Annotated in this window: 39 protein-coding genes; 32 read left to right on the plus strand and 7 right to left on the minus strand. The window is 36.1% G+C overall.

The window, feature by feature from the left end; translation table 11 throughout:
- Positions 1-586: 586 nt before the first annotated feature.
- From KO527_RS05130 to KO527_RS05160, 7 genes are all read left to right on the plus strand, one after another.
- Positions 587-958 (plus strand): hypothetical protein, encoded by a 372-nt coding sequence (locus tag KO527_RS05130; protein ID WP_216039286.1) that lies wholly within the window; start codon positions 587-589, stop codon positions 956-958.
- Positions 958-2,265, plus strand: a complete 1,308-nt coding sequence (locus KO527_RS05135) for a hypothetical protein (RefSeq protein WP_216039287.1) — start codon at positions 958-960, stop codon at positions 2,263-2,265. The genes KO527_RS05130 and KO527_RS05135 overlap by 1 nt, the downstream gene beginning before the upstream one ends.
- Before the next feature lie 33 nt (positions 2,266-2,298).
- A complete protein-coding gene (locus KO527_RS05140) occupies positions 2,299-2,715 on the plus strand; it encodes a hypothetical protein (RefSeq protein ID WP_216039288.1) in 417 nt (138 codons plus the stop codon).
- Positions 2,709-3,233, plus strand: a complete 525-nt coding sequence (locus KO527_RS05145; RefSeq protein ID WP_216039289.1) for a hypothetical protein — start codon at positions 2,709-2,711, stop codon at positions 3,231-3,233. The genes KO527_RS05140 and KO527_RS05145 overlap by 7 nt, the downstream gene beginning before the upstream one ends.
- 79 nt (positions 3,234-3,312) lie before the next feature.
- Positions 3,313-3,456 (plus strand): hypothetical protein, encoded by a 144-nt coding sequence (locus KO527_RS05150; RefSeq protein WP_216039290.1) that lies wholly within the window; start codon positions 3,313-3,315, stop codon positions 3,454-3,456.
- Entirely contained in the window at positions 3,449-4,000 is a 552-nt protein-coding gene (locus KO527_RS05155; RefSeq protein ID WP_216039291.1) for a hypothetical protein, read from the plus strand. The genes KO527_RS05150 and KO527_RS05155 overlap by 8 nt, the downstream gene beginning before the upstream one ends.
- Entirely contained in the window at positions 4,000-4,500 is a 501-nt protein-coding gene (locus tag KO527_RS05160) for a hypothetical protein (protein ID WP_216039292.1), read from the plus strand. Before KO527_RS05155 ends, KO527_RS05160 begins: the two co-directional genes overlap by 1 nt.
- A 27-nt stretch (positions 4,501-4,527) precedes the next feature.
- Here KO527_RS05160 and KO527_RS05165 read toward each other — a convergent pair whose 3' ends face one another.
- The gene (locus KO527_RS05165; protein ID WP_216039293.1) at positions 4,528-4,779 is read right to left on the minus strand and encodes a hypothetical protein; all 252 of its coding nucleotides are present in this window, start codon (positions 4,777-4,779) and stop codon (positions 4,528-4,530) included.
- A 167-nt stretch (positions 4,780-4,946) separates the two neighbouring features.
- Here KO527_RS05165 and KO527_RS05170 point away from each other — a divergent pair, with 167 nt between their 5' ends.
- The 5 genes from KO527_RS05170 to KO527_RS05190 all read left to right on the plus strand — a co-directional run bounded on the left by KO527_RS05170 (position 4,947) and on the right by KO527_RS05190 (position 10,129).
- On the plus strand, positions 4,947-5,735 hold the full coding sequence (locus KO527_RS05170) for a ParA family protein (RefSeq protein WP_216039294.1): 789 nt from the start codon (positions 4,947-4,949) through the stop codon (positions 5,733-5,735).
- A 5-nt stretch (positions 5,736-5,740) separates the two neighbouring features.
- Positions 5,741-7,012, plus strand: a complete 1,272-nt coding sequence (locus KO527_RS26365; RefSeq protein ID WP_216039295.1) for a tyrosine-type recombinase/integrase — start codon at positions 5,741-5,743, stop codon at positions 7,010-7,012.
- 119 nt (positions 7,013-7,131) lie between these two features.
- On the plus strand, positions 7,132-7,425 hold the full coding sequence (locus KO527_RS05180) for a hypothetical protein (RefSeq protein ID WP_216039296.1): 294 nt from the start codon (positions 7,132-7,134) through the stop codon (positions 7,423-7,425).
- A 182-nt stretch (positions 7,426-7,607) separates the two neighbouring features.
- Positions 7,608-8,633, plus strand: coding sequence for a hypothetical protein (locus tag KO527_RS05185; RefSeq protein WP_216039297.1), 1,026 nt, complete (start codon positions 7,608-7,610; stop codon positions 8,631-8,633).
- Positions 8,633-10,129: a terminase gene (locus KO527_RS05190; protein ID WP_216039298.1), complete on the plus strand. Its 1,497-nt coding sequence runs from the start codon at positions 8,633-8,635 to the stop codon at positions 10,127-10,129. The genes KO527_RS05185 and KO527_RS05190 overlap by 1 nt, the downstream gene beginning before the upstream one ends.
- 41 nt (positions 10,130-10,170) lie before the next feature.
- Here KO527_RS05190 and KO527_RS05195 read toward each other — a convergent pair whose 3' ends face one another.
- From KO527_RS05195 to KO527_RS05205, 3 genes are all read right to left on the minus strand, one after another.
- On the minus strand, positions 10,171-10,947 hold the full coding sequence (locus KO527_RS05195) for a hypothetical protein (protein WP_216039299.1): 777 nt from the start codon (positions 10,945-10,947) through the stop codon (positions 10,171-10,173).
- A 207-nt stretch (positions 10,948-11,154) separates the two neighbouring features.
- Positions 11,155-11,484 (minus strand): hypothetical protein, encoded by a 330-nt coding sequence (locus tag KO527_RS05200; RefSeq protein WP_216039300.1) that lies wholly within the window; start codon positions 11,482-11,484, stop codon positions 11,155-11,157.
- The gene (locus KO527_RS05205) at positions 11,484-11,729 is read right to left on the minus strand and encodes a hypothetical protein (RefSeq protein WP_216039301.1); all 246 of its coding nucleotides are present in this window, start codon (positions 11,727-11,729) and stop codon (positions 11,484-11,486) included. The genes KO527_RS05200 and KO527_RS05205 overlap by 1 nt, the downstream gene beginning before the upstream one ends.
- 294 nt (positions 11,730-12,023) lie before the next feature.
- Between KO527_RS05205 and KO527_RS26230 the strand changes: the two genes are divergently transcribed.
- From KO527_RS26230 to KO527_RS05215, 3 genes are all read left to right on the plus strand, one after another.
- The gene (locus KO527_RS26230; RefSeq protein ID WP_289847653.1) at positions 12,024-12,155 is read left to right on the plus strand and encodes a hypothetical protein; all 132 of its coding nucleotides are present in this window, start codon (positions 12,024-12,026) and stop codon (positions 12,153-12,155) included.
- Between the two features lie 82 nt (positions 12,156-12,237).
- Positions 12,238-12,819 (plus strand): hypothetical protein, encoded by a 582-nt coding sequence (locus KO527_RS05210; RefSeq protein ID WP_216039302.1) that lies wholly within the window; start codon positions 12,238-12,240, stop codon positions 12,817-12,819.
- Between the two features lie 9 nt (positions 12,820-12,828).
- Positions 12,829-13,392, plus strand: a complete 564-nt coding sequence (locus KO527_RS05215) for a hypothetical protein (RefSeq protein WP_216039303.1) — start codon at positions 12,829-12,831, stop codon at positions 13,390-13,392.
- Here the strand turns inward: KO527_RS05215 and KO527_RS05220 are convergent.
- Positions 13,389-13,856: a helix-turn-helix domain-containing protein gene (locus tag KO527_RS05220; RefSeq protein ID WP_216039304.1), complete on the minus strand. Its 468-nt coding sequence runs from the start codon at positions 13,854-13,856 to the stop codon at positions 13,389-13,391. The two genes, KO527_RS05215 and KO527_RS05220, sit on opposite strands and share 4 nt — an antisense overlap.
- Positions 13,857-14,149: 293 nt before the next feature.
- Here KO527_RS05220 and KO527_RS05225 point away from each other — a divergent pair, with 293 nt between their 5' ends.
- Positions 14,150-14,443 carry a helix-turn-helix transcriptional regulator gene (locus KO527_RS05225; protein ID WP_216039305.1) on the plus strand — a complete coding sequence of 98 codons (294 nt, stop codon included), beginning with the start codon at positions 14,150-14,152 and terminating at the stop codon, positions 14,441-14,443.
- A 224-nt stretch (positions 14,444-14,667) separates the two neighbouring features.
- Positions 14,668-15,249 carry a hypothetical protein gene (locus KO527_RS05230; protein ID WP_216039306.1) on the plus strand — a complete coding sequence of 194 codons (582 nt, stop codon included), beginning with the start codon at positions 14,668-14,670 and terminating at the stop codon, positions 15,247-15,249.
- A 14-nt stretch (positions 15,250-15,263) separates the two neighbouring features.
- Here the strand turns inward: KO527_RS05230 and KO527_RS05235 are convergent, their stop codons facing one another.
- Positions 15,264-16,133, minus strand: a complete 870-nt coding sequence (locus KO527_RS05235) for a tyrosine-type recombinase/integrase (protein ID WP_252733452.1) — start codon at positions 16,131-16,133, stop codon at positions 15,264-15,266.
- Positions 16,134-16,430: 297 nt separating this feature from the next.
- On the minus strand, positions 16,431-16,835 hold the full coding sequence (gene umuD / locus KO527_RS05240) for a translesion error-prone DNA polymerase V autoproteolytic subunit (RefSeq protein ID WP_216039307.1): 405 nt from the start codon (positions 16,833-16,835) through the stop codon (positions 16,431-16,433).
- Positions 16,836-17,041: 206 nt separating this feature from the next.
- Between umuD and KO527_RS05245 the strand changes: the two genes are divergently transcribed.
- From KO527_RS05245 to KO527_RS05315, 15 genes are all read left to right on the plus strand, one after another.
- Positions 17,042-17,377, plus strand: coding sequence for a hypothetical protein (locus KO527_RS05245; RefSeq protein WP_216039308.1), 336 nt, complete (start codon positions 17,042-17,044; stop codon positions 17,375-17,377).
- Positions 17,378-17,421: 44 nt separating this feature from the next.
- Positions 17,422-17,655, plus strand: coding sequence for a hypothetical protein (locus KO527_RS05250; RefSeq protein WP_216039309.1), 234 nt, complete (start codon positions 17,422-17,424; stop codon positions 17,653-17,655).
- 77 nt (positions 17,656-17,732) lie between these two features.
- Positions 17,733-17,939 carry a hypothetical protein gene (locus KO527_RS05255; RefSeq protein ID WP_216039310.1) on the plus strand — a complete coding sequence of 69 codons (207 nt, stop codon included), beginning with the start codon at positions 17,733-17,735 and terminating at the stop codon, positions 17,937-17,939.
- Entirely contained in the window at positions 17,939-18,292 is a 354-nt protein-coding gene (locus KO527_RS05260; protein ID WP_216039311.1) for a hypothetical protein, read from the plus strand. The genes KO527_RS05255 and KO527_RS05260 overlap by 1 nt, the downstream gene beginning before the upstream one ends.
- Positions 18,285-18,482: a hypothetical protein gene (locus tag KO527_RS05265; RefSeq protein ID WP_216039312.1), complete on the plus strand. Its 198-nt coding sequence runs from the start codon at positions 18,285-18,287 to the stop codon at positions 18,480-18,482. Before KO527_RS05260 ends, KO527_RS05265 begins: the two co-directional genes overlap by 8 nt.
- A gap of 9 nt (positions 18,483-18,491) precedes the next feature.
- Positions 18,492-18,668: a hypothetical protein gene (locus KO527_RS05270; protein ID WP_216039313.1), complete on the plus strand. Its 177-nt coding sequence runs from the start codon at positions 18,492-18,494 to the stop codon at positions 18,666-18,668.
- Entirely contained in the window at positions 18,665-19,027 is a 363-nt protein-coding gene (locus KO527_RS05275; protein WP_216039314.1) for a hypothetical protein, read from the plus strand. Before KO527_RS05270 ends, KO527_RS05275 begins: the two co-directional genes overlap by 4 nt.
- A 17-nt stretch (positions 19,028-19,044) precedes the next feature.
- Entirely contained in the window at positions 19,045-19,437 is a 393-nt protein-coding gene (locus tag KO527_RS05280) for a hypothetical protein (protein ID WP_216039315.1), read from the plus strand.
- 48 nt (positions 19,438-19,485) lie between these two features.
- Entirely contained in the window at positions 19,486-19,935 is a 450-nt protein-coding gene (locus tag KO527_RS05285) for a hypothetical protein (RefSeq protein WP_216039316.1), read from the plus strand.
- Between the two features lie 218 nt (positions 19,936-20,153).
- Complete coding sequence (locus KO527_RS05290; protein WP_216039317.1) at positions 20,154-20,543, plus strand: hypothetical protein; 390 nt, start codon at positions 20,154-20,156, stop codon at positions 20,541-20,543.
- Positions 20,544-20,606: 63 nt separating this feature from the next.
- Positions 20,607-21,098 carry a hypothetical protein gene (locus KO527_RS05295; protein ID WP_216039318.1) on the plus strand — a complete coding sequence of 164 codons (492 nt, stop codon included), beginning with the start codon at positions 20,607-20,609 and terminating at the stop codon, positions 21,096-21,098.
- 13 nt (positions 21,099-21,111) lie between these two features.
- Positions 21,112-21,369, plus strand: a complete 258-nt coding sequence (locus tag KO527_RS05300) for a hypothetical protein (protein WP_216039319.1) — start codon at positions 21,112-21,114, stop codon at positions 21,367-21,369.
- Between the two features lie 51 nt (positions 21,370-21,420).
- Positions 21,421-21,591, plus strand: a complete 171-nt coding sequence (locus tag KO527_RS05305; RefSeq protein ID WP_216039320.1) for a hypothetical protein — start codon at positions 21,421-21,423, stop codon at positions 21,589-21,591.
- 19 nt (positions 21,592-21,610) lie between these two features.
- On the plus strand, positions 21,611-22,030 hold the full coding sequence (locus tag KO527_RS05310; protein WP_216039321.1) for a DUF6283 family protein: 420 nt from the start codon (positions 21,611-21,613) through the stop codon (positions 22,028-22,030).
- 153 nt (positions 22,031-22,183) lie between these two features.
- Positions 22,184-22,822 carry a hypothetical protein gene (locus tag KO527_RS05315; protein ID WP_216039322.1) on the plus strand — a complete coding sequence of 213 codons (639 nt, stop codon included), beginning with the start codon at positions 22,184-22,186 and terminating at the stop codon, positions 22,820-22,822.
- The last annotated feature ends 1 nt before the right edge of the window (position 22,823 follow it).

The following is a 22,823-nucleotide window of genomic DNA, read 5'->3' on the forward strand; positions in this document are numbered from 1 at the left end:
TGTAAGCTTGTTATTTACTGTATATCTTGTGTGTTAGTGGTGTTTCTGGCTGTTTTTCATATTTCAAAAAGGGGATTATAAGCGTCAAGAAAGGGGATTATAAGCGTCAAGAAAGGGGATTATAAGCGTCAGAAATGGGGATTATAAGCGTCAAGAAAGGGGATTATAAGCGTCACTTTAAAACAACAGGGAAAGGTAAGTTATTAATTTAAATGTGTTATTAGAAGTTACTCACATTTTCCTATCTCTTTTTATCTCTATGTATCCCTATGTATCTCTTATATATCTAAAAAGATAATAATAAATAATAAAGGAAAGTGATTTTTAAAATAATAAAAACAGCCAATCAAAGACAATTAGATGTAAAGCGATTTAAGGTGCTTTGACTTAGAGGTTAGGCCATTAATCAAAAGATAAGATAAAATTCATCATAGGCAGTTTAAGGCGGTTTATTTCTAAGATGCAAAGCAAGTGATAAGGCATTATTCAATTGGCGCTATTACACTTTGCATACTAACAAAAAACTTCAAATTACACTAAATCGGGTATATGATACAATTATGTTTTATTTGATGGTTTATAAATCGTGAGCAACGTAGATGAAAAAGCGCAGCATAGAGAATTTAAAAAGCAGCAACTTTTAAATCAAAAAGGAATTAATACGCAAGAGGCGGTAAAGCCTCAAAAGTGTTTAGCGATAAGTTGTGATAAAGGTGTTTTTCGTGGTTTAACAGAAAACACAGCATGTCAGTCATGTTATGGCACAGGATTTAATACTGATAATCCTGAAGCCGTGATGGAGTATCAAGCAAACTTAATTCGCAGAGCTAGTGAAGTTGTTAGAAAATTGCAAGCGGAGCAGCAAAGCTTAATCAATTTAGTTGGTAAAGAAACAATAAAAGCATTGAAACTTGAAAAATCAATGCGCGGTGATGATCTCAAAGGGAGTGTAGAGTAATGGGTTTAGCAGTAGTGAAACAAGAAGAGCAAGTAACATTTTCAGCGCCAGAGCATTTAGCGATAGCATTTAACAATGATGAAATTGATTATGATCAGCTGTTAATTCAAAGTGCTAACTATTACAGTGCTGAAAATAATCAGGCGTTTGAACAGTTGGCAGATATGGAACTGGCAAATGAATCTTTACGTCAATCGCTTGGTGATGCCAAACAAACATTACTCATTAATGCAGGTTTGTTAAAAGAACAACAAGCTGAAGTCACTCAAAATAAATCATTAAAGTTAGCCAATACCAAATTACTTACGCAAGTAGCTGAGCTGGATAATGCTAAAAGCCAATTAACACAAAAAATACAAGCCAATGATTTTTTAAACGAACAATTACAGTCTGCTAAAGATAAAATAGCGACTTTAGAAAAAAAAGCATTTTGGCATCATTCACAAGTTTCAATCGCAGAAAATAAAGCAAAAAGTGCAGTAGGACAACATCAAGACAACCTAAATTCACAAGCATCATTGCAGCATGATTTAAAAACCACACTTGCTAAAGTCAATGAATTAGATACGAGGCTAAAAGCGGCTTATGTTGCTAAAGCAGAAAAAGACAATGAATTAATAGAGCTGCGCCAAATTCGTGAGTTAGATAAAAAAGTATTAGCCACTTCTAAAAAAGCATCTGATACCACTTTAGAAAATATGAATATTATTGAAGAAAACCACAAAAAACTTCACCGCGAAAACAGACTGTTATCGACTTATGTTAATTCTGTTTCATCAGCACCTTTGTATGTATCACCGCAAGGCCATGAATTGCGTGTCACTTTGTTAGATCAAGAAAAAATAACAGGTGAAGGTGGTCAAAAGCAAATCTTAGAAAAAGATGTGCCTGTGTTCCATTGGTTTAATCAAAATGGCGTGGCTGTGCTGGTGGCATTAACACAAGTGGAAGGTGAATATACTTTGCTATTTCCCTCTGTGAATATGCCAGCGCTCAAAGGTAAGCATACTGAAGCGGTAGAGATTATAGATAACACCTTATGTCCTGATAAAGATTTATGGCCTGAAATTATCAAACACATGCGCGCTATTAGTGCAGAAGGTATAAAAAAAGCCATGATGAATGCCTACGCTAAAGCAGCATGGTTAGCAGATAAAACACATGATTTAGAACCATTTGATGAAGGTGAACAATGGCATATTTTTAAAACTGAATTTGAAAAAACAAGCCAGCATTTAAGTAGTAGTAAAAGACAGAAAGTAAGAGTCGGCAATAAAAATAAAAAGAATAAAAGAAAAAGAAAATAATTATTAAATACTCATTAATTGTCAGGTGATTAAATGAAATTTATTACACGTAAAGCATGGATAGAGCAAAAGGCAAGGTTAACTTTGGTTGGAGATAAGTTATCTTGTCAGCAATGCCAAGGGCAAGGTGAAGCGCAATGCAACTGTGATTGCCCTCATTGCCAAGGTTATATTCATTGCGTTACGTGTGATGGGGAAGGTAAGTTCACGGTTAAAGAAGCGCATGAGCAGTTATCACAATTACAAACCTACTTCAGTAATACATCATTCACTGATTACTTAGATGAAATAATGCAATTGATAAAGGCATGGTGCGACTGGTGCGGTTGCGAGTTTGAAGCGTTAAAGCAGCGTTTTAAAATGTTCATTGAAGATAATACGTCAATAAATGCCTTTTCACAGTCCGAGCAAAAAGAATACTTTGATAATTTGGAGGTTAAAGCATGTTAACGCCAAAGCTGATCAAAGCCATGTATTCACCGCCAAAATTATATCAACAGCCGTATGAGCGCAGCTTGAGTTCTAATGATGTGGCAATCGCTATGTTTAAATCTAAAAGCTATTGGACTGCTAAAAAAGTACAAGAAGAGTTTAATTGCACCACACAGCAAGCATCAGGTTTTTTATACACCATAGAAAAATCGCCAAACTTCACAGTGAAAATTAGAAATAATACGCCACCAAAAAAAGTAAAAGTCATTGCACATGATGATTCTATCGTTTCAAACTCGCGCGCTTCAGCCATTTCTATTGATTTAGCCAACAAGATAAAAGCCAGTGGTGAATTCTGGTCAAGTGCTGATGTTGCTAAAAACTATCCTGAAGCACAAGGCTTAGTGACTAAAGATAAAAGGTTGGCTTTGGTATGTAGTGTGCTGATCTCAAGTCTTATCAATGGCGCAAGCTTTGAAGTGGTCGTACAAAAAGATCCAAGGCGTGTAAAAGTGATTAAGGTATTAGGTAAATAAATGAAAAAGAATGTATTAAAACGTAACTGGCAGTGGCAATCACTCAAGAAAATAGCACTTCACAAACAAGAGCAAGCCAATGAAAAATCAGCCTAAAACAGATACTTTTGTTATTTGTGAAAAACTAGCCGTTGGCATTGTACGCAATGTGGCGTTCACTGGCACACCTGATAAAATCATTCAGCGTTTACGTCAATACAATAAGCGAGTCAATCATGTTTAGACTCTCTGAAGAAGGTTTGAAGTCGTTAACTGGCGGTAAAAATAGTAGTGGCAGATACAAATTAAAACCATCAAGTAAAAAGAAAGTGTTATCTTCATTGTCTGAAGATATAACGTGTCCTCATCAAAAATCGTTAGATGCATTAGCTAAAAAACCTGAATTATTAAAAGGCAATCAAGAGCATTATGATCAAGTGAGAATATTTGCTTATTTCAATCGCCATAATAAAGCGTTATATGAACGATTGGCGGCTATCCCTAACGGAGGCCACAGGGCAAAATCGACAGCGGGTAAACTTAAAGCAGAAGGTCAAAAAGCAGGATATTTAGATATTGTGTTAGATCTGGCGCATGGTGGTCATTTTGGGCTAAAATTAGAACTCAAGCGCCAAGACAAGAAAAAAGCAACAATATCAAAGCTACAAGAAGCCTCTATTGCGCGATTATCAGCCGATGGTTACTTTGCCGTTGTTGCTTATGGTGCAGAACAAGCAATAAAAATAATTAATGATTATGTCAGTAAAGACAAAACAAAGGTATGTTAATGAAAGTGACCACTAAACAAGCAACACTATTGCATCTATTAAAAACCCATGCGGATCACGGTGTCGGCAAAGTAAAAGGTTTAAGCCTTAATGTAGTCTATAACATCAAAACAGGTGTTGTATTGCGTGATAGCGATAATGAAGCGTCTATCTGGCATGGTCGCGTTATTACAGAGCTGGTAGAAGTGCATGGTTTAGAATCGTTTTTAGGTGATTTTGGTGAAAGCTTCATTTTAACGCCACAGTCCAAAGCGTTAGATGCAAACGTATTAGCCTCAATGACACAAAAAGCACCTGTGACGCGCGTGACAATGGATCGCATTACAGAAATGGCGAATAAATACGGTTATGGTTTTGAGTTTAGACGATTGGTAGGTCATGCAGTATTTACCAAAGGAGGTATTGCACAACCTAAATCTACGGTATCTGTAAAAACCTTGGCAGATAAAAATTTGAATGAGTGGGAAGATATATTAAGTAACTATATTAAGTCGCTTTAAATCCCTTTAAGCGCTTTTACCATGCTATTAAGCTGCGCCTTGTGCGCAGCTATCTATTGTCACTTCACCGCGAAATACTGCATCAACTAAATCAGCTTGATTTTTAAAGCCATGTTCCTTTGTTAAATCCACTATCGCCTCTTTAGTCTCAACTGTGACCATAGCGCGAAAATCTTTCCTACCATTTTTTAGCTTGTTTATTCTCAAGTTTTTTGTTGCTTTGTTTGTTTGCTGGCTTAGGCGTTTACGCTTGTGTGCAGGTGATTTCTTATCAGGCATGAATATTCTCTCTTTGTTTACATACTAACAAGTTTATCTAATTTTAAAAAAACACCTAATTAAAAAGCGACTTTTTTTTATGATTGAATTATACTCACTTAATGGACTGTGTAACATTCGTTTAACGCGCGTTACACTAAATTATTTTACTTAAATAGGTGGGAACAATGGCGATAGTTATCATAGTGGCTAATCAAAAGGGCGGTGTTGGTAAGACTAATACCGCGATTAATGTCGCGGTCTGTTTGTCTTTAAAAGGCAAAAGAACACTGCTAACGGATATAGATCCACAAGGCAATGCTTCTCGCGTTCTTTCAGGTGGTCGATTTGCATTCGAGCGATCTTCAGCTGAAATTTTTTCAGAAAAAAAACTCGATGTATCCGAGTTGATCGAGCCTGCATGTGATGGTTCGCCAGATAAAGAAATAGATAATTTGTATTTATTGCCAGCAAATGACGCATTGAGCAATGCGATTAAGATTGCAGCAACAAGAGTGCGTAGAGAAAGTATTTTAGCCAATGCATTTAAACAAATTGATGATGAACTAGATTATATTGTTGTCGATTGCCCGCCAAATAAAGATCTTGGTTTTCAAAATGCGGTCACTGCTGCTGATATTATTTTAGTACCGATTGATGGTGGAGGTGATTTCTCACTTGATGGTATCGGCTCGATGCTACAAAGCATTGAAGAGTTGCGCGGTGAAGGTGATGATGCACCTGTGATGCGTGTATTTAGAAGTATTTATGATGTGAGAAAATCAAAAGTTAATAATAAAATCACCAAAGAGTTAACTGAGGGAGAAATGCCAACGCTGACAACAAAAATTAGTGATTCTACTCAAGTGAGTCAAGGGATTTTAGAGAATCGCGCAGTTGTTAAGTTTGCTAAAGGCAGTGTTGTTGCTGGTCAGTTTCAGCGCCTAACCAGTGAAGCAGTCGCGTTACTTGAGTAATGACTGTGAAAAAAGAAAGAGTGATCACCACCAACATAACCAAATCAGAAATTAAAAAGTATGAAGCAACGCCTTTTATTGATGATTTGTATATTCGTGAACTCAAAGATGCCAAAAAGCCGCAGCTGCGCTTGCGCTATCGTAAAGATAGAACGCAAGCCTCTTGGTTATTGGTTTATAAACGAAAGTGGTATGTGATTGGTCTATGGCCTGTTATGTCTGCTAATGATGCAAAAGACCAAGTAGATAAAAAAATTGCACTGTTGTTGCTTGATAAGCAGGCGCAAATTAATGGTGATGGTTTTAAAACGGTATCGCAAGTATTAGATCTGCATCAAGACAAGTTGCTTAAAACCTCAAAGAACAGGCAGGCACAAGTACGCTCTTTAATTAAAAATCAGTTAAAGCCGTATATTGGTGAGTGTGAAGTAAAAGCGTTATCACGCATTACTATTATGAAACAGTTATTTGTACCACTACAGTCACTTAATGCTGTCAGTACATTAAAACAAGTTCATAGCTTGCTTAACAGCGCGTTTAAAACGGCATTTACGCTTAATGTGATAGAGCATAATGTGATGACTGGCCTGAAATTTAGTATGTTTTGTTCAGGTAAAATATCACCTAAAGAAAGTGCATTAAAAAAAGGTGATTTAAAACAGTTATTGATCCAATTAGATCAAGCTGTTGATGTGGAAGGGGCAATGCTTGCCATGATCATGTTATTGCAAGGCACTCGCATAGGCGAAACCAGAAAAGCAAAATGGCGTGAGTTCAACTTTCAAAAGCGCTCTTGGCAAATCCCTATACTAAGCACTAAAACAAGAGTGTCATTACATCTACCGATGACCCAAGTATTATTTAATTTAGTCACTGCATATCGTGATTATCAGATTAAAAAATATGGACAAGTTAGCACCTATTTATTCCCTAATAAAAAACATAATCGGTGTTTAACTGAGACTGAGGCCAATAACTTAATTCAATTGGTATCAGGTAAACAATGGCAAGCACACGATTTAAGAAAATTATTCTCTTCAGTCAATTTTAGTATTGGTCATGATACGACTGTGATTGATTTATTAACCAATCATAAAATTGGTGTGTTGCATGAAACTTACCATGATAAAGAAGTGCAGGCAGTGAGCAAACGTGATGCATTAGTAAAATATCATGCGTGGTTATGCTCGGAAGATGAATCGCAATTAATGTGCGTGATCAATGCAAGATCGCATATTGCCAAATTTGAGCGTCAAAGTAATGAAAATAAGGTCTAGCGCGAATATTTGATATTTTAAGTAACAGAAAATATCACGGTATATTGCAAAAACACCTTTAAAACCAATTAGTAATATAAAGCAAATTAAGTAAATTAGCGAGAGTAAGAGAGTTTAAAATGACAGATAAAGCAGGCGAGAAACCAAACCGTTTTAACAGAAAAAAAGAGGCTATCAAGCAAATTTCCCAGCCTATGAAAAAAGCCGTAAAGCGAGAGGTGGCGGAGCATCATACGTTTAGAGCCTACCCAAGTGAGGGCGTTAAAATCATGGATTGGATAGCGGAGCTGAACGAAGAAAAAGGCGGGAAAGGTAAGGAGATAAATCTAGCGTTATTAATTCGTGGATTAATCGAAATGAAAGAAAATATAGATAATGAAGCGCTTTTAGAGGCCATAAAGCAAATTACATAAATTATTTTTAGGTTTGCGAATTCGCGAATTTTACGGGTTTAAATCGCGCATAAATAGCGATTAATATCATGCGAATTCGCGAATTTATTTTACTTGAACGGTCTTTTTGTTAGTATGTGCGTAAGGTGATTAAACTCACGTAACCGCATAACCTTGATGTATGCGATACATTAGAGGTAAGAATGGCTCAACGGATCGATTGGCAACAACAATTAGTTTTATTTGCACAGGCCATTAGTGAGCAGCCTTGTACTTTACAGGACTTTTGTACGCAAAATGATTTACCTTTTGGTACTGCAAAACGCTGGTTAAGTGTCAAAAAAGCCAAAGCCTTTCTATTAGATAATCAACCAAGCAATCAATCAAAAAGCGAAAAAAACAAAGCAACACGCACAAAACCTAAAAAGTCCGAGACTAAGAATAAAAATGCAGGCTCAACTAAAAAAGCCACAAAACCACCTCCACCACCAGCAGGCAATCAGCGCGGCTTGAAAACAGGTCGGCATACGTCACTTCAAAACATGTCAGCTGAAACAATCAAAGATGCAGTGTTACAACAAATTGATAATGATACCTCTGGTTGTCTTAATTTAATGCTCACTAAATTATATGCACAACAAATTCATGTTGATAATCATGCGCAATCAGTGATGGCAGAATTAGAAGTGGCTTATGAAGATGAGTTAGAAAATGGCTCAACTGATATAGAGGCCATTAAAGAAGGGAATACTTTTGCTAAGAAAGCATTGATCATTCAATCCAACGTGGCTTCAGCTACCGCAGATGTGATTGATGCGGTATCACGTATAGAAGAACGTAAGTTTAAGATAGAGAAATTAAAGCGTGAACTTGGTCACTTAACACGCCATGAAGAATTGGAACTAATCAAAGAGGCACTTTCTACCCGACAAAGCGATGAATTGTCAGCATTAGAAACCGTTCAGTTAATTGAAGCGCATGGTATCGAGCCGCCTATGTCGTTGGTTGAAGAAATGAAGCGTGAGATCAGCTTTATTGAACCAGTAGAAGAAGAGCTTGAAGGTGTGACAGATGAAGAGATAGCGGCAGAAGTGGTGCAGTTTGAAGATTCTATGAGTAAGAAAATGCAAGGCTTTATGGAATCACGTAAAGACTTATTCAATAGTATGCAAGATGATCTTAATGATGATATTGAAGCTGATGAATTAAATGAAAGCGATTTCGAATAATGAGCAAGAAACATAAGTCACTGACAACGGATAAAAGATATAAAAAATTAGTTAAGCAATATCGTTTTGATTGGGTGGCCTTGTGGTTATATCTGACACCAGAAAGCCCACCATCAATGCAGCAAGTGATTTTACTTAATTCTGTCTGTCAGCTTGATAGTAAAGTCAGCGTTGCCTCTGGTCATGGAACAGGTAAAAGTTACGGGTCAGCTGAAATTATCATTATCTTTATGTTGATGTTTCCTGAATCGCAAGTGTTTTTAGTGGCAAACTCTGTTGCACAGGTGAAAGCCGCTGTATGGAAAAACTTAAAAAGTATTCACTCTACTGTTGTAAAACGTCACCCTTGGTTAGCGAAGCATCTCATGCTCACGGAAAGTGAGTTTTATGTAAGAGGCTTTAAAGGGCGTTGGAATTGTCGTATTAAGTCGTGTCGTATCGGACAAGAAGAGAATTTAGCGGGGGAGCATAACGAACACTTCTTATATATCATTGATGAAGCCTCTGGTGTGTCCGATAAGGCGCATGAGTCTATGTCTGGTGCGTGTACGCAATCAGATAATCGTATGTTGCTCTTGTCGCAGCCTACACGCTTAACAGGTAAATTCTATGATACACACCATTCACTTGCTAAAAAGTCTGAAAATGACGATACGGGCTGGACTGCATTAGTATTTAACTCTGTTTACAGTGATTTTGTAACTGAAAAGTTTTTACGTCAAAAATTAAGAGAGTATGGCGGTGTAGACTCATTAGAGTTTAGAGTGCGTGTATTAGGTTTATTTCCAGATAAAATGTCTGGTTACTTACTGACATTGGCAGAATGTGAACGTGCAACAAGAGTTAGGCCGACTTTAGCGAGTGACTGGGGTTATGCTGCATTGTTCGATGTCGGTAACGGAAGAGATAGCAGTGTGCTGCTTATTGTAAAAGTATCAGGCTATGGCGTAGAAAGAAGAGTTGTACCAGTATTCATTAAAGAGTATCCGACTGATATTAGGCCATTGGAGTTTGCAAGTCATATTTTCGCTGAATGTAACGAAGATAAATATCCAAATATTTCAATCGCGGGTGATGGTGATGGTATTGGTGCAGCGACTATTGAAAAATTAGAAGAGCTTGGTTTAAGTGTGCAAGCTATTCATTGGGGGCTACCTTGTCACTCAAGTAAAGACAAAAAGCGCTTTAACAATAGGCGTACATACGCTCACTGGATGACACTTTACGCAATACAGCAAGGTAGAATGCGCTTAGATAAAAACACTAAGACCAGTGAGCAAGGATCTAAATTGCCTTTCTCAATGAATGATAAAGGTGTGATTGCAATGATGGGTAAACAGGATATGAAAAAACAAGGTATAGATTCACCAGATAGATTTGATACTTACAACTTTACGCAGCTGGTGGACTATATGCCTGCAAATGTCATAGTGCCTGATTCAGCGAAAGCAAAACAAAAAGAAGATGAGAAATGGTTAGAGTCTGAAATGGAATAACAAGTCTCCGCTAACGGATTGTAAGCGGAGCGTGTAAGTTTCTATGCTATTACGTCTTTATTGGTGGTTGCTTGGCTGTATTTGTTCTTTTGCACTTCAGATTCACGATATAACAAGCCTTTTGGTAGTGCTGAGCATGGTACAGGTTTAATCGGATAGTTTTTCTGTAAAACCGTTGCATCAATTTTATCAGCAATATTAACCTGAACACTTTCTTTTAAATCTAAAACAAACATTCCTGTTAATGGAATTCTAATGGTTGTTGCTGCAATGAGTTCGCCAGTTAACCATACGTTTGTATCAGTGTAGCCATACGTTCTTATGCGGTAAGTCTCTTCAGTATCGTTTTTAAGGTTGTTTAACTCTTGAGTAACACGTTCTAAATTAGCTCTAGATTCATCAGTGCCAAGTGCGCGATGTGTATTAGATACTTTGTCATAAAAGCGTTTCATTCTTTTTATGATTTGTTCGCTTGTTTGTTTTCGACTGTTGATCGCTGGTGGTTGTGTTAAGTTCACTTTAGTCACACCAGAATAATAAGGCGTGATAGGTTTAAACTTAGTTGCCTTTGGACTAAATGTATCAGGATCTTGAGCGAGTATTGCAAGTAACCTTTGATCTGTTGCAATATCAGATTCAAATTCTTGGACTTGCTGTTGAGTGCGAAGTAATACTAAAGGTCTAACGTCTGCCTCACCTTCTTCTCGCGTTTCTTTCCATACCGAGCAAGCACACCATTTAGCGATAAATTCAGCTCTAAAGAGTGTGAACTCTTCAAATGCTTGTGCTATTTCAGCTGAGTTATTGTGTTCTGTCATATTTGCCCCTACTAACAAAAAATAAGTAGTTATGAAAAATTAAAGTGTCTTTATGATTGAATTATAGAGTTAAAGGCATGATAAAATCAAACCCTTAAACATGTAAGGATCTGACTTATTTGGATTTTTTGCGTAATCTAGAAAGGTTGATTGTGATTAAGTGTGCGAAATACAAAGGAATTTGCGCACTAATAAGCTGTTACAAATTTAACCGAGTTTTTTTTCTGTTAGGTCTAAAATTACCATAACAACGGTTAAAGTAACCGCCATAGTGAGAGAAGCCATTAAGCCGCTATCGTAAGTAAACCTATTAAGAATGGCTAGCGCTGCAAATACACCTGAGCAAGTTGTGATAAACATCACGCTCTCACATGGTTTGACAGTAGTGATCAAGTGGAAAGTTAAAATAGCAGCCACCAGCAATATTATTGGTAGTGTATTTGAAAGTAATAGAGGCATGAGCAATGCTTCTAATGCAATGCCTGAGATAGCACCTGAACCAATAGAGGTGAGCTTTGTTATCGCGGTACTTTTCATTACATTGCATCCAAAGCGCAATGAAAGCCAAACTCTACAGCGCGTTTAACTTCATTTATATTTTCAATCTTAGTGTCATTGTTTAACTGGTATTCAGACCATGCATCATCAGATGCCATTTCAGCTGCATCTAAATGAATGAGCTGATTACTATTAACTTTTTTAAGTAAAGCTTGCGCTTCAGGTGATAAGTTATCTTGTTCTGAGACAAGTTGTGTTAATAGCGTTTTTAAATTTAGGTTCATTTCCGTTAATCCAGTTTAATTGTATATTCTTTGTTGATTATTTGAATGCTATCACTAAAAAATTCAAATAAATTTGAATTTACAAAAAAAATAACAAAAATGTTATATTTGCCTTTTTACAGTGCTTGCCGTTATTTAATGGTTAAGGTCTTAAATTGCCGCGCTGGTGGCGATAAGTTGCCATAAATTAGTATGTTAAGTAATCATTTGGTACAAAATAGGGGGCGTATAGGTTGGCATGATTGCTGCTCTATAACTTTGAAAATATTTTTTATTACATTGGAGTTATACAATATGAGTTATGCCGCAGCAGTTGCTATGTTTTTCAGTTCTCTTTTTAGTCCAGCGCCAAGTGGAGGTGAATCTTCAGTTGCGCCTATGAGCGATGCAGGCGGTGGTGTTATCATCCCTAAAAAAGAAAACTAAGCTGATACGATATAAGAATAAAGCTTGAGTTTAAATGTAAGCTAACAGTAAAATGCATTCATCACTTTGTATGGATGCATGTATGCTTGATTCTCTTTTCTATTTATATACTTTAGCCAGTACCTCCCAAAACAAAAATCCCACAACATGGTTGATGATATTTTCCGCCTTACATGCCTTGGCATTTTTTCTTAGTTATAAACGCGCACAAGAAAATAAAGAATTGCTTACCAATGCTTTGACTATTGGTGTGATCAGTATAAAAGATGTGATCACCAGTATATCTTATGTGGTAGCCATAAATTCCATTAAAACACCTGATGACATTTACACTGCGCAACATATCTATGGTGTTATGGCTGCTATTAATATTGCTGCTTTAGTTATTTTGTATAAGTTGCATTTAAAATACGCTTACACATTTGGTCGGTTGTTTTTTTACGAATTGATACTGACAGGAATACTTATTGTATTTAGGACAGTGACTTGGGTTAAGTATCGTTACTTTGAGTCGTACTATGAACCAGCTTACTATAACCTGATGTATGAAATAGTTATATTTTGTGTGGTATTATTGCAATGCATTGTAATGTTTTCTCCTGAATACCCGAGATTGTTTGCTTGGTTAAAAGGCTTACTGAAAAAGTCACCATCAAAAAGTTAGGTTGTAGAAATGGAATTGATAGTCTTAGTTTTAATATTAATTGCGGTATTGATTGTGTGTGTAACATATATGGCAAAAGCGCTTAATGGCGAGTTGTTTGCAAGCTTCACTAAGCCAAGCAATACTTATGATGAAGCGACTGAAGCGACTGAAGAAGGTGAGTGGGGACTTCAGTATATGATGAAGCGCAATACTGAAAGCATGGATCGCTTGTGTAAACCTGAGCCTGAAAAAGTAAAAATCGTACACCCACATATTGAGTACAAGGAGAGTACATTGCATTTAGAACATGGAGATTTGATTTTTAAAGATTATGAAATTCAGAATGACAAAAGGTATAACGAGTCTTTAATTAAGTTGAATAAAATCACTGAAGCAGCTGCAAAAGTAAAGTTACTTGAGTCTAAAATGGAACTGGCTGTATCTGGCGCTGAAAAATGGGCTATTAAAGATCAACTAATAGAAGCAAGGAATCATTTAATATATTGCATTGAAGGTGAGAGTGAAGAAAACGTAAGGTCTAAAGAGATCTCAAATGTGATTATGCTTAATGATAGGCGAGCCGTTGTTTAACCTGTTTTCTTAGAAGATGCAGGGTTTTCAAATACCTTGCATTCCATTATCTCAAATGCCGCTTTAGCAATCCTATCAGACAGTATATCAATACCTTCACCACTGCTCATTAAATCCCACTCTAACGAATCAATCAACTTTCCCGAGATCATCTGTTTTATTTTTTGTGATACATCAGTATCAATCATTACATTAGGTTTTTCACCTAGCAATAGATAGTCATAAGAATAGCCTGTATCCGCATGACAGTTAGCAACGTGTTTAAATGGAATTCGACCACCTGAAATAGAGTTGGCGATTGAGCCTTTATCTATATGTGCAATCTCGCTCAGTTCAGCATACGTTTTTACGTTGTAAGCTTCACGCATACGAATAACAACCGCTTTAACAAACTCTTTTCTATCTAATGGAGCGTCAGAGGGGAAGTATCGCGTAGCCTTATCTTCAATATTATCTTTTGTCATTACGGATCAAAGTGTCAAAAATGTTGTTACATGATACTTAAAATAATATTTATATCTACTTTTGTGCGGTTTTTGCGTAATTATTATAATAAAAATCATAAAAGCATTATTTATCCTTGTTTCATGTATGGTTTTTTGTTCATTTTATTGCTAAAAAATAACTAAAGTGTTATTTTCTCGTTTCTGTTTTGTTGTTGTATTTGATTTTCAAATAAAATAGCAAAATAGTTTTATGATTTTTTTTTCATAAGAAACAATAATTTGTTAGTATGCAGCACAGGAATGGAGGTGTTATGGGTCAATCAACTCAAAAGCTTCCTGACGAGCTTCTAATGATGAGAAAGGCTGTTGATAAATCACCGGAACAAATGGCTAAAATAGCAAATGTTTCACACCAGACTTATCGTAATTGGGAGAACGGAGATACTGAGCCGAAACTTAGCCAGTACAGGAAGTTGCACAGTTATTGTAATTCCAAGCCATCTGACTTGTTATTTTCAAGTAAGACGGTGGATTTCTTTATGGATATGATTAATATTTTGCCTAAGAAAAGCCGACAGGCCATCAAAGATAAAATAGATAGCTGAGAATGATTCGATGACCGCAAGGTCACAGCTTAGGCGTGAGGGCTTAACCGCCCTGACGTTATCTTTCTAAAATCATAAAACGTAGGTATTAAAATGAAGTCAAAAAAACGTAGTTCTATCGCAAAACAACACTCTTCTTTTCGTTTTCCAGTTGGGGGCGATGGTGATAAAGGTGGCGATCCTAAAAAAGTCGATGGTGACGATTAAATAATAAAAGGTAACTCATGGATGAATTAAATATATATCAAGTGGTGGGCTGGGCTAATTCAATAGCGCTATCACTTGTTTTTATTTGTAACAGGAAAGATGCACACAGAGCATGGTTAGTAATAGCTTTACTCACTGCTAAAGCACTCAATGTAATTCTATACAATTACATACCTAGAAATGTAATCACTCCACAAGTATTCTATTCTCTTTACGATTTATTTGTCATATTAGCCTTGGTTCATAGGCGTGAACTGTGCTTACTCTTATCTAAGCCTTTATTACTAAAAACGATAGTAGGTCGGTTTGCTAAAGGCGTATTAAAATCAAATAAAGTAACCAAGCAAGAATTGGTGATCCGATTTCTATTTACAGCTTCAATAGTGGTTAATGTATTAATGATAGGTGAGCATCTATTACGCCACCCATATTTTATTGGTTTACCTGAATCAATGGCGTTAAATGTTAGATTTATTTACGATCACTACTCACAGGTTAAGCTTGTAATTATGTCTGCTATTACACTTGGTTTGTTTACAATGACGATTGATGGCTGGGTTATTAGACAGTTAGAAAAGAGAAAAGCATTAGGGGCATAACGCCCCTTTTTTATTTATATTTCAATCTCTATTTCAGCTTCAATATAAGCCTCTTGAACGCGCTGATGGGTAATGCCAATGTAAGCAAAGGTTTCACTCTCTGAAGCATGGTTAAACAGCTTTTGCAGTGTCTTTATATTAATGCCTTTACCATCATTGTAGGCGTTATGCCCGAACGTCTTTCTGAAGCTGTGAGTTGATAGTTTAAAGTCTAAATGCAGATCTTCTCTTGCATATTTAAGTACGTCATTAACATGTGATCTTGATACAGGTTTAGGTGTGTTCTTGCATCTATTACCTGTGCCTTGGAAAATGTATATTGGCTGAATATCCTTGCTATTAAACCATTCGAGTAATGCTTGAATAGATTTCATAGCAGTTTTATTAAATGTAATACTTTTGGTCTTTTGGGTTTTCTTTTCTGTTATTTGCTCAATGTAGCCAGTACCATCACTTTTTACAGTAATATCACTGAATTTCAATTGGCTTAAATCTGAATATCTTAATGCCACATTACAACCAATGATCATCATGTGGGCTTCTCTGAAGTAACCCCAAGCTTTTAGTTTTTGCGCAATATATTTAATGTCTTTAACATCTTTTATAGGTGAAGCTGTCTTTTCGCCTGTTCGCCTTGCACGTTTCTTTACTGGTTCTTTTGTATTAGATTTATCAGTTAATTCAAGTTCAGCATTGGTTAAATTTAAGTTATTAACTTCATCTTTTAGCCTATTAATTGCGCTGTATATCTGTGACCGTACATCACTATCTTGTTCGTATTCTGTACTTTCGTACAATCTATCTATTTTATTTTCAATTTCTTCTATGTCTGGCTTTTCTGAGGATAACCAGTTTTTCATACGACTATGTATATTTTCATTCATTTTACATGCTCCCACCATCCGAGGTAAGAAATAAGTATATAATAGTTAGTTGTTACAATCCATGTTTTAGCAAGTAGATGTGAGCCTAAAATAAAATATCACCTGTAATTAGTCACCAGATTAAAAATTAGAGGGTTTCATGTTTTTTGGTTTTAACTTGGTTGGTTTTATAAATTCCTACTTGTTAATCAGGCTTGATTAACAAGTAGGGAAACCAGTAAAAGCGGGTGTTGTTGTATTTAGATATTAACCTAGTTGTTTAAATTGCCATATATGGGAAAGTAACAATTAGAGTTTTTAACGGAATAATTCTGGTGCTGGTTGGTGCATCCGAATAGAACGAGTGACAACACCTTCAAAAGTTAAATTTGATTCAGGTGTTATTTTTATCGGTTTATGATCTGCTGAAGCTGACACCAATTGCATGTTTTTTTCATCTAGTATTTTACAGATAAAGCAGCCATCCATTACAGCTATCACAATGCAGTTTTGAAAAGGTTTTTTTGACCTATCTATAATTAATAAATCACCATCCATGATCCCGCAACCTGTCATTGAATGACCATTTGCAACGGCTAAAAAAGTTGCATCAGGGTTATCTATTAGCAATGAATCTAATGATAATCCAAGCTCTTTATATTCTGCTGCGGGACTCTCGAAGCCACTCATGCCAGCATCTACCTTTATATTTATAAGTTTCATACACTCTCTACATACTAGTGTAACAGTCGCTACACCAGAGTTACACCAAAGTTACACAAATTAAAAGCTTAGTTAAAACAGTGCTTTAGGGTTGTTTTGGTTTTGCTAATTTAAAAAACAACAATAACCTACTTGCTAACCGTAACGAATTCGTTATACTTGTTTTAGTTAGTTTATTTTATCATTTTTTAATTTAGGGGTTTATTGTGGAAATTAATAGCATTGAGGTTAAGGCTGTTGCTCAACGTATTGGGAAAAGTAAAAAGGAATCTATTTTGGTCGATGGTGAGGTTTTTATAAAGTCTTGCAATATAGGTCTTTGGAATTACATAACAGTTTGCGAAGCTAATCATTACACATACCCAGATTGTAAACTTGTTGGAAGAAGGTCGTTTGTAGAAAGGAAACACAGGGATGAATTCAGTGCATCTTTGAGTGCCAAGGCAGCTACAGCTGAAAGTATCGCTTATTCAAAAGAGTCAGGTAGAGATAGTGAAGTGAAATATAAAGTCATTAAAATCGAAAGGTTATATTCGGTGTAACAGTCGTTACACTCAGCCTAATTTTAATTTAAATGGAGTTTAATATGCAAACAAACGGTATAGAGCATTACTTAAAGGTTGGTGGTTTAGTTTGGAGTTTGGCATGTACTGTGGGGCAAGTATTCAGAATTAAAAATATCACTAACAAGCGGGTTGTATGCCAAGAAGTTGGTATGCTAACTCCCGATGGTATCGTGATGTTTGATTTAAACCTTTCACATAGCAATCATTCACCTGAGAATCTTTTTGAAGTTGAGTCTTATATTCCTGTGTTGTGATTTAAGTAAGAGTATTTACCTAATGCGCTTAAATCGCTTTAAGTGCATTGGTAAGTGTTTTTAAACTAGGAGTTAACATGGAAAATAAATCAATAGCATTTAGAGCTGGTGTAAAAGCAGCTGAGCTTGGTGTGCCGCTAGGGAGTAGCGGATTAGTTAATCTTCACCCTGATTCAGATCGATACGATCAGTTTATTGATGGTTATGAAAGCGTAAAGCAAAACGAAGAGTGTGATTGTGAAGCTTTAGGTAGTGAGTGTTCATTCTGTGAAGTTGATGACTAATGGCTAAAGCTCCCACTAAAAAAGCGATAGTTCAGGCTGTTTGCACTAAGTTCAATATCAAACCTGAATATCTAAACATAGATAAAGATGATGGCTTTTATTATTGGACTGGATTTGCTGCATGTATGCTAGATGGTAGTTGTACTTACATTAAATACCTAAGTGATTGGACGTTGGATCGCTGGGTAGCAGATTTTGAAAGCAAGCTGGAAGAGTGGCAAGAGTACCGTGATGAAGGTGAGCGTGATATGAATACAGAAATAGAAAAAATCAATTGGGATATTGATAATACTGACGAACCTGAAGTTATTGTCTTGTCATATTCAAAAGATTGGAGTGTGCCAGATGAATAAAGGCGCTATAAAGCTAACAGACCTAATCAATAATGAATTTAATGGTGATAGAGTCGCAGCTGCAAAATCCGTGGGTGTATCGCGTCAATTTCTCAAGAACTGGATTAACCAAGACCGTGAAGTATTAAAGCTTGAATCTGGTGATTATATCCTAACTTCTAAAACAACTAAGATCTTCTCAGTAAATTAAGGATGATACATGGAAATTAAATCAGAAATTGATTACAAAAACTCATTAAAACACCGAGCAGATTTACTAGAAGCTTATTCTTTTTTAGGTTCTATAAATGCAGATGATTTAGATAAACAAATCAGTGAAGTGAATGCTCAAATTGCGCTTTATGAAGCACAAGAAAAGGAGCTTACAGGGAAATGAAGCGAAGCACAGCAACAAAGCATTTGAACACCATCATTGAAAGATTGAAAGAAAATAATGGTATGTTCTATACACCTGATTGCGATAGACCTATGGTTGTTGTTTTTGATGCGTGGGTATTTGGTTCTTATGCAAAAGGGAGTGACCAGCCAAACGACCTTGATATACTTTTTTCAAGTAAGAAATTCGGTGAATTCAATGCAGAAGCAAGCCTTGAAGGTAAAAGAGCGTATGATAGAGCTGTAATTAACATACGAAAAGGCATGAAGATGATTAGGGTTCACGATATAGGTATTGATGGCAATTATGGCGATATAGCAGAAACAAAGCAGTTAATCTTTAGTAGAAATAATTCATAAAATAATAGGGGGAAATAGTGTTAAAAATATTAGATTCTTTATTTCCAAAAAGAAGTGGTGAACTTGGCCTATTACTCGTTACATGCCAACTAGCAAAAGAAAATATATTTAACGCCAAAACTAATGAACTTATATTCCTTAGTGTTGCAAATATATCTCAGATTCATATTACAAAACACACTTTAAAGAAAAACAAAAAAGTATATTTAACGCTTCAGCAATTTGTAGATTATTACTTTATGCATGGCAATTCATACTCCAATGATGCTGAGGCTTGTCACGATTCACTTGTTATTAAAAAAACAATCAATTTAATTGATGGTATTATTAATTCGATACCACAAAGATATGCAGTATATGCACAAGACCAAGTTGATGATATAAAGCGGAAAATGCTATTTGCGGATTGATACTTTTCACGGTAAGTTATTCAGTAATTATTTAAATATGGAATGAAAATGGAAAATCAAAATAACAAAGAAGTAACAACGGATTCATGGAGCTGGAAAGAGATTTTACCTTTATTGGTTAAACCTCGCCCTGAAGGTACACCACCAGCAGGCGATAAAGAAAATAACGCTATTTTAGCAAGTCGTTCAGTGCTTGGCCTTGGCCTAGTATATTACTTTGCTTCATTCTTCTTTGCTGGTGGCCTGCCATCTTGTGATTCAGATGAAAGTACATCTATCGTTGCTCAGATTGTTAATGACTTACCAGTCGTTAAACGTGCGGGTGAAAAGTTTATTGAATTAAAATCCATCTCTGAAAATGGTTTTAATGAAGAGTCACAATTAAGATCGTGTGAAGCGACTTTAATCACTACAGCTGGTAAAGACACAGTGCAATACTCAGTTGCTTGGCAAGACCAAGATAAAGGCGAGTATTATGTTAACGCCCGTATTCTGTAATAGCTTTTAATCAGATCACTATCTTACCAAGTAAGTAATTTATGTTTATTTGCTTGGTTTGTTACCCACAAAACGCCCTTTTAACCTCAAATAAGCCATGCTACACTTCTAAATAACAAAACCATTAATTTGTTAGTACGTAAAATTACTAACTCACAAAGCCGAACTATCGACCTTAATCAAGGGAAGATGTAAATATTGCCTGAAGGGGAAGTTGAATGTCGAATAAGAGAATAGTCTCAGCCGAAATACCAGAGCATGACGAAGATATTATGGTAATTAAGTTCTCTGATGGCAGCGAGAAAGAAGAAGTATTATTTTACCCTGAAGGAGAGCGCGTTCAGTTGGATTCTTCAATTGTTGGTTTTCACCCGAACAATGAGGACTGGAAAATAATTGATGAAGAAATTTATCGTTTTAGCTCTTCAGTGTTGGGTATTAAGCGACCACAAGCTAAATCAGCAGCATCACGCCAAGCAAGTAGAAATCAGCGAATCATTGATGCAGGTTTAGTGCAACGTAAGGTTGTTGGTCATCCTGACGACTTTGAAGCTATTAGAGCGTATGCAGTTGAGCTGTATAAAAAAAGAAACATTGATTTTAAATAACCCTTTACCGTGAGCGCTCACGGTGCTATATTTAACTCAAGCTAATTATTTAAGGTGTTAAATATGAACAATTACCAAGTTACTACTACCCAAGGCGTTATTAAGTTTCAGGCTTGTGATTCTGATTTCGCAGTATGGAAAGCAAACGAAATCAATGCTATTGGTCTTGGTAATACTGAGCGTGTTGATTTAATCCTTATTTCTCATGATGAAATTAAAGCTAAGGACTTTGAGTTAAACTGTGGTCAATTCAACCTTGTTGGTGTTGGTGCTGATGCGGTTGAAGAGCTTGATGCAAGTAGCCTTGCTGATTTAAAGGATGAAGCAGACACCTTTGAGCAGGTTTGTTGGAGTCGCATGGATGAAAATAGCGGCTTGCCATTACCTTACACAAAGGAGCATTTAATGGAGAGTTTACATTCAACTCATACGCTATGCGGCCTGCTTATCCCGAACAAAAATGACGTGATGGACATTGCTTCAGAGCAAAGTACAGATATATGCAAGCGCTGTAAAAAAGCTAGCGGAAAACTAACACGAAAATTAAACAGTTAAGGAAAGGTGATCAATGAAGCCATCAACCAAGCTCAAAAAGGCAAATGTGCATTACAATAAAGCAATGGCATTGATTGGTTCATTAAGGGAGCAATTGGTGGCGCTTTTAGATGACGATAGCGCACATATTTCATTTGCTACCGATGGACTTGTTATTGCTTATCGTGGAGGTTTCGATAATGCTTGGCTTAACGTGATTGATATAGATGAATTAATGAGATTAACCGACAAAAAAGAAGCTCTTGAAATTTTAGATAAAGCAAGAATTTAAACAAGGTAAAAATATTAGTTAACCTAAACAAATTTAACAAGGGGAAATGACTTGAAAAGGCGAAAGTTAGATTTAAGAGCTGATGCTTATAGTTCTGCGGCTGATGCTTTGTTTCTTATAGCTGGTGATTGTGGCAATGAAGAAAAAGCGAAAGAATTCGAGTTTGTCGCTAAAAAGCTTGACCGAGAAGCTCATAGGCTTTTGAACGCCAAAGAATCTTAATAAAGGTAAAATGTGAAACATGACAACAATAACCAAAAGAACGCCAGCTGATGAAAATCATCAAGTCGTAACGGTTGAGGGTAGTAAGTGCCGAAAGTTCATGAAATCACCTTGTCCTGATTGTCCTTGGCGTAAAGATGCTGTTGGTATTTTCCCTGCTGAAGCTTTTAGAATATCTGCGCATACGTCTTATGATATGAATCAACATAGTTTCGGCTGTCATTCTTCAGGAACTAAACAACCTAAAAACTGTGCTGGTTTCTTGCTTAAAGGCTCGTATCATAATTTAGGTGTTAGATTGCGATTAATGAAAGGTGATTATGACTTATCTAAAGTATCAAGCAGTGGTCATGAACTTTTTGAAAACTACAAAGAAATGGCTGTAGCCAATGGCGTTTCACCAGACGATGAGCGCTTGGCTTTATCCAGAACAGATTAACACTCAAATCAATTTATCTAACCAATAACATACTAACAAAACCAATTAATTTAAATGAAATCGGTTTCTTTTATTTAAATAAGCGTATATTATTCATTTAACAATGTGTAACGCTCGTTACACGATTCTTATGTATGGATTACAGGGGTTAATATGTTTGATAACTCAAAAGATATTTGGACGTTAGCAAGTCGCTATCAAATGCATGGTGAAATAGCAGCTGGCGTTGTTGATGCGCTAAAAGTTAAAGCTGTAGATGCTGAAAAGTTAGATTGGTTGGAGCTGGTGGAATACACTAAAAGCAATCGCTACTGGCAAGATAGCAATTTCTTATCTCGCATTATGTTTGCTGTTACTGATAAAAAAGACGATGAACTAGACCGATTAGTTAAAGTCGGTTTAGAGCTAGATTCAAAATGGTTGAATGATCGTGTTTTTTGTTCCGTGGTTTCATACCGTAAAAATATCCGCTTAATGCATAGTAAATTGTGTGTATTGGCTGAATTACCCGTTATCAAGCAAAAGCCTAATCTAGTAGATAAAAACAAGCCTAATGAGGCATTAATAAACATCATAGCCACCAGCGTTGATTTTAATCGTTATTGCTATACCGCACATTTCAATGACCACACATCAAAAGTATTAAAGAAATCAGTTAAGCAAGAGTATAAATTTGCCGCCCAGCATCAAAAGGATGGCTATATCTCACTTCATAGCAGTACAAGGCTATTAAAAGAAAAAAGAGGCTTTGGAGATATTACAGGCCGCTTTAAAATTAAATTTGGAGAATAAC

The organism is Pseudoalteromonas sp. C2R02 (assembly GCF_018860845.1).
Lineage (GTDB): Bacteria > Pseudomonadota > Gammaproteobacteria > Enterobacterales > Alteromonadaceae > Pseudoalteromonas.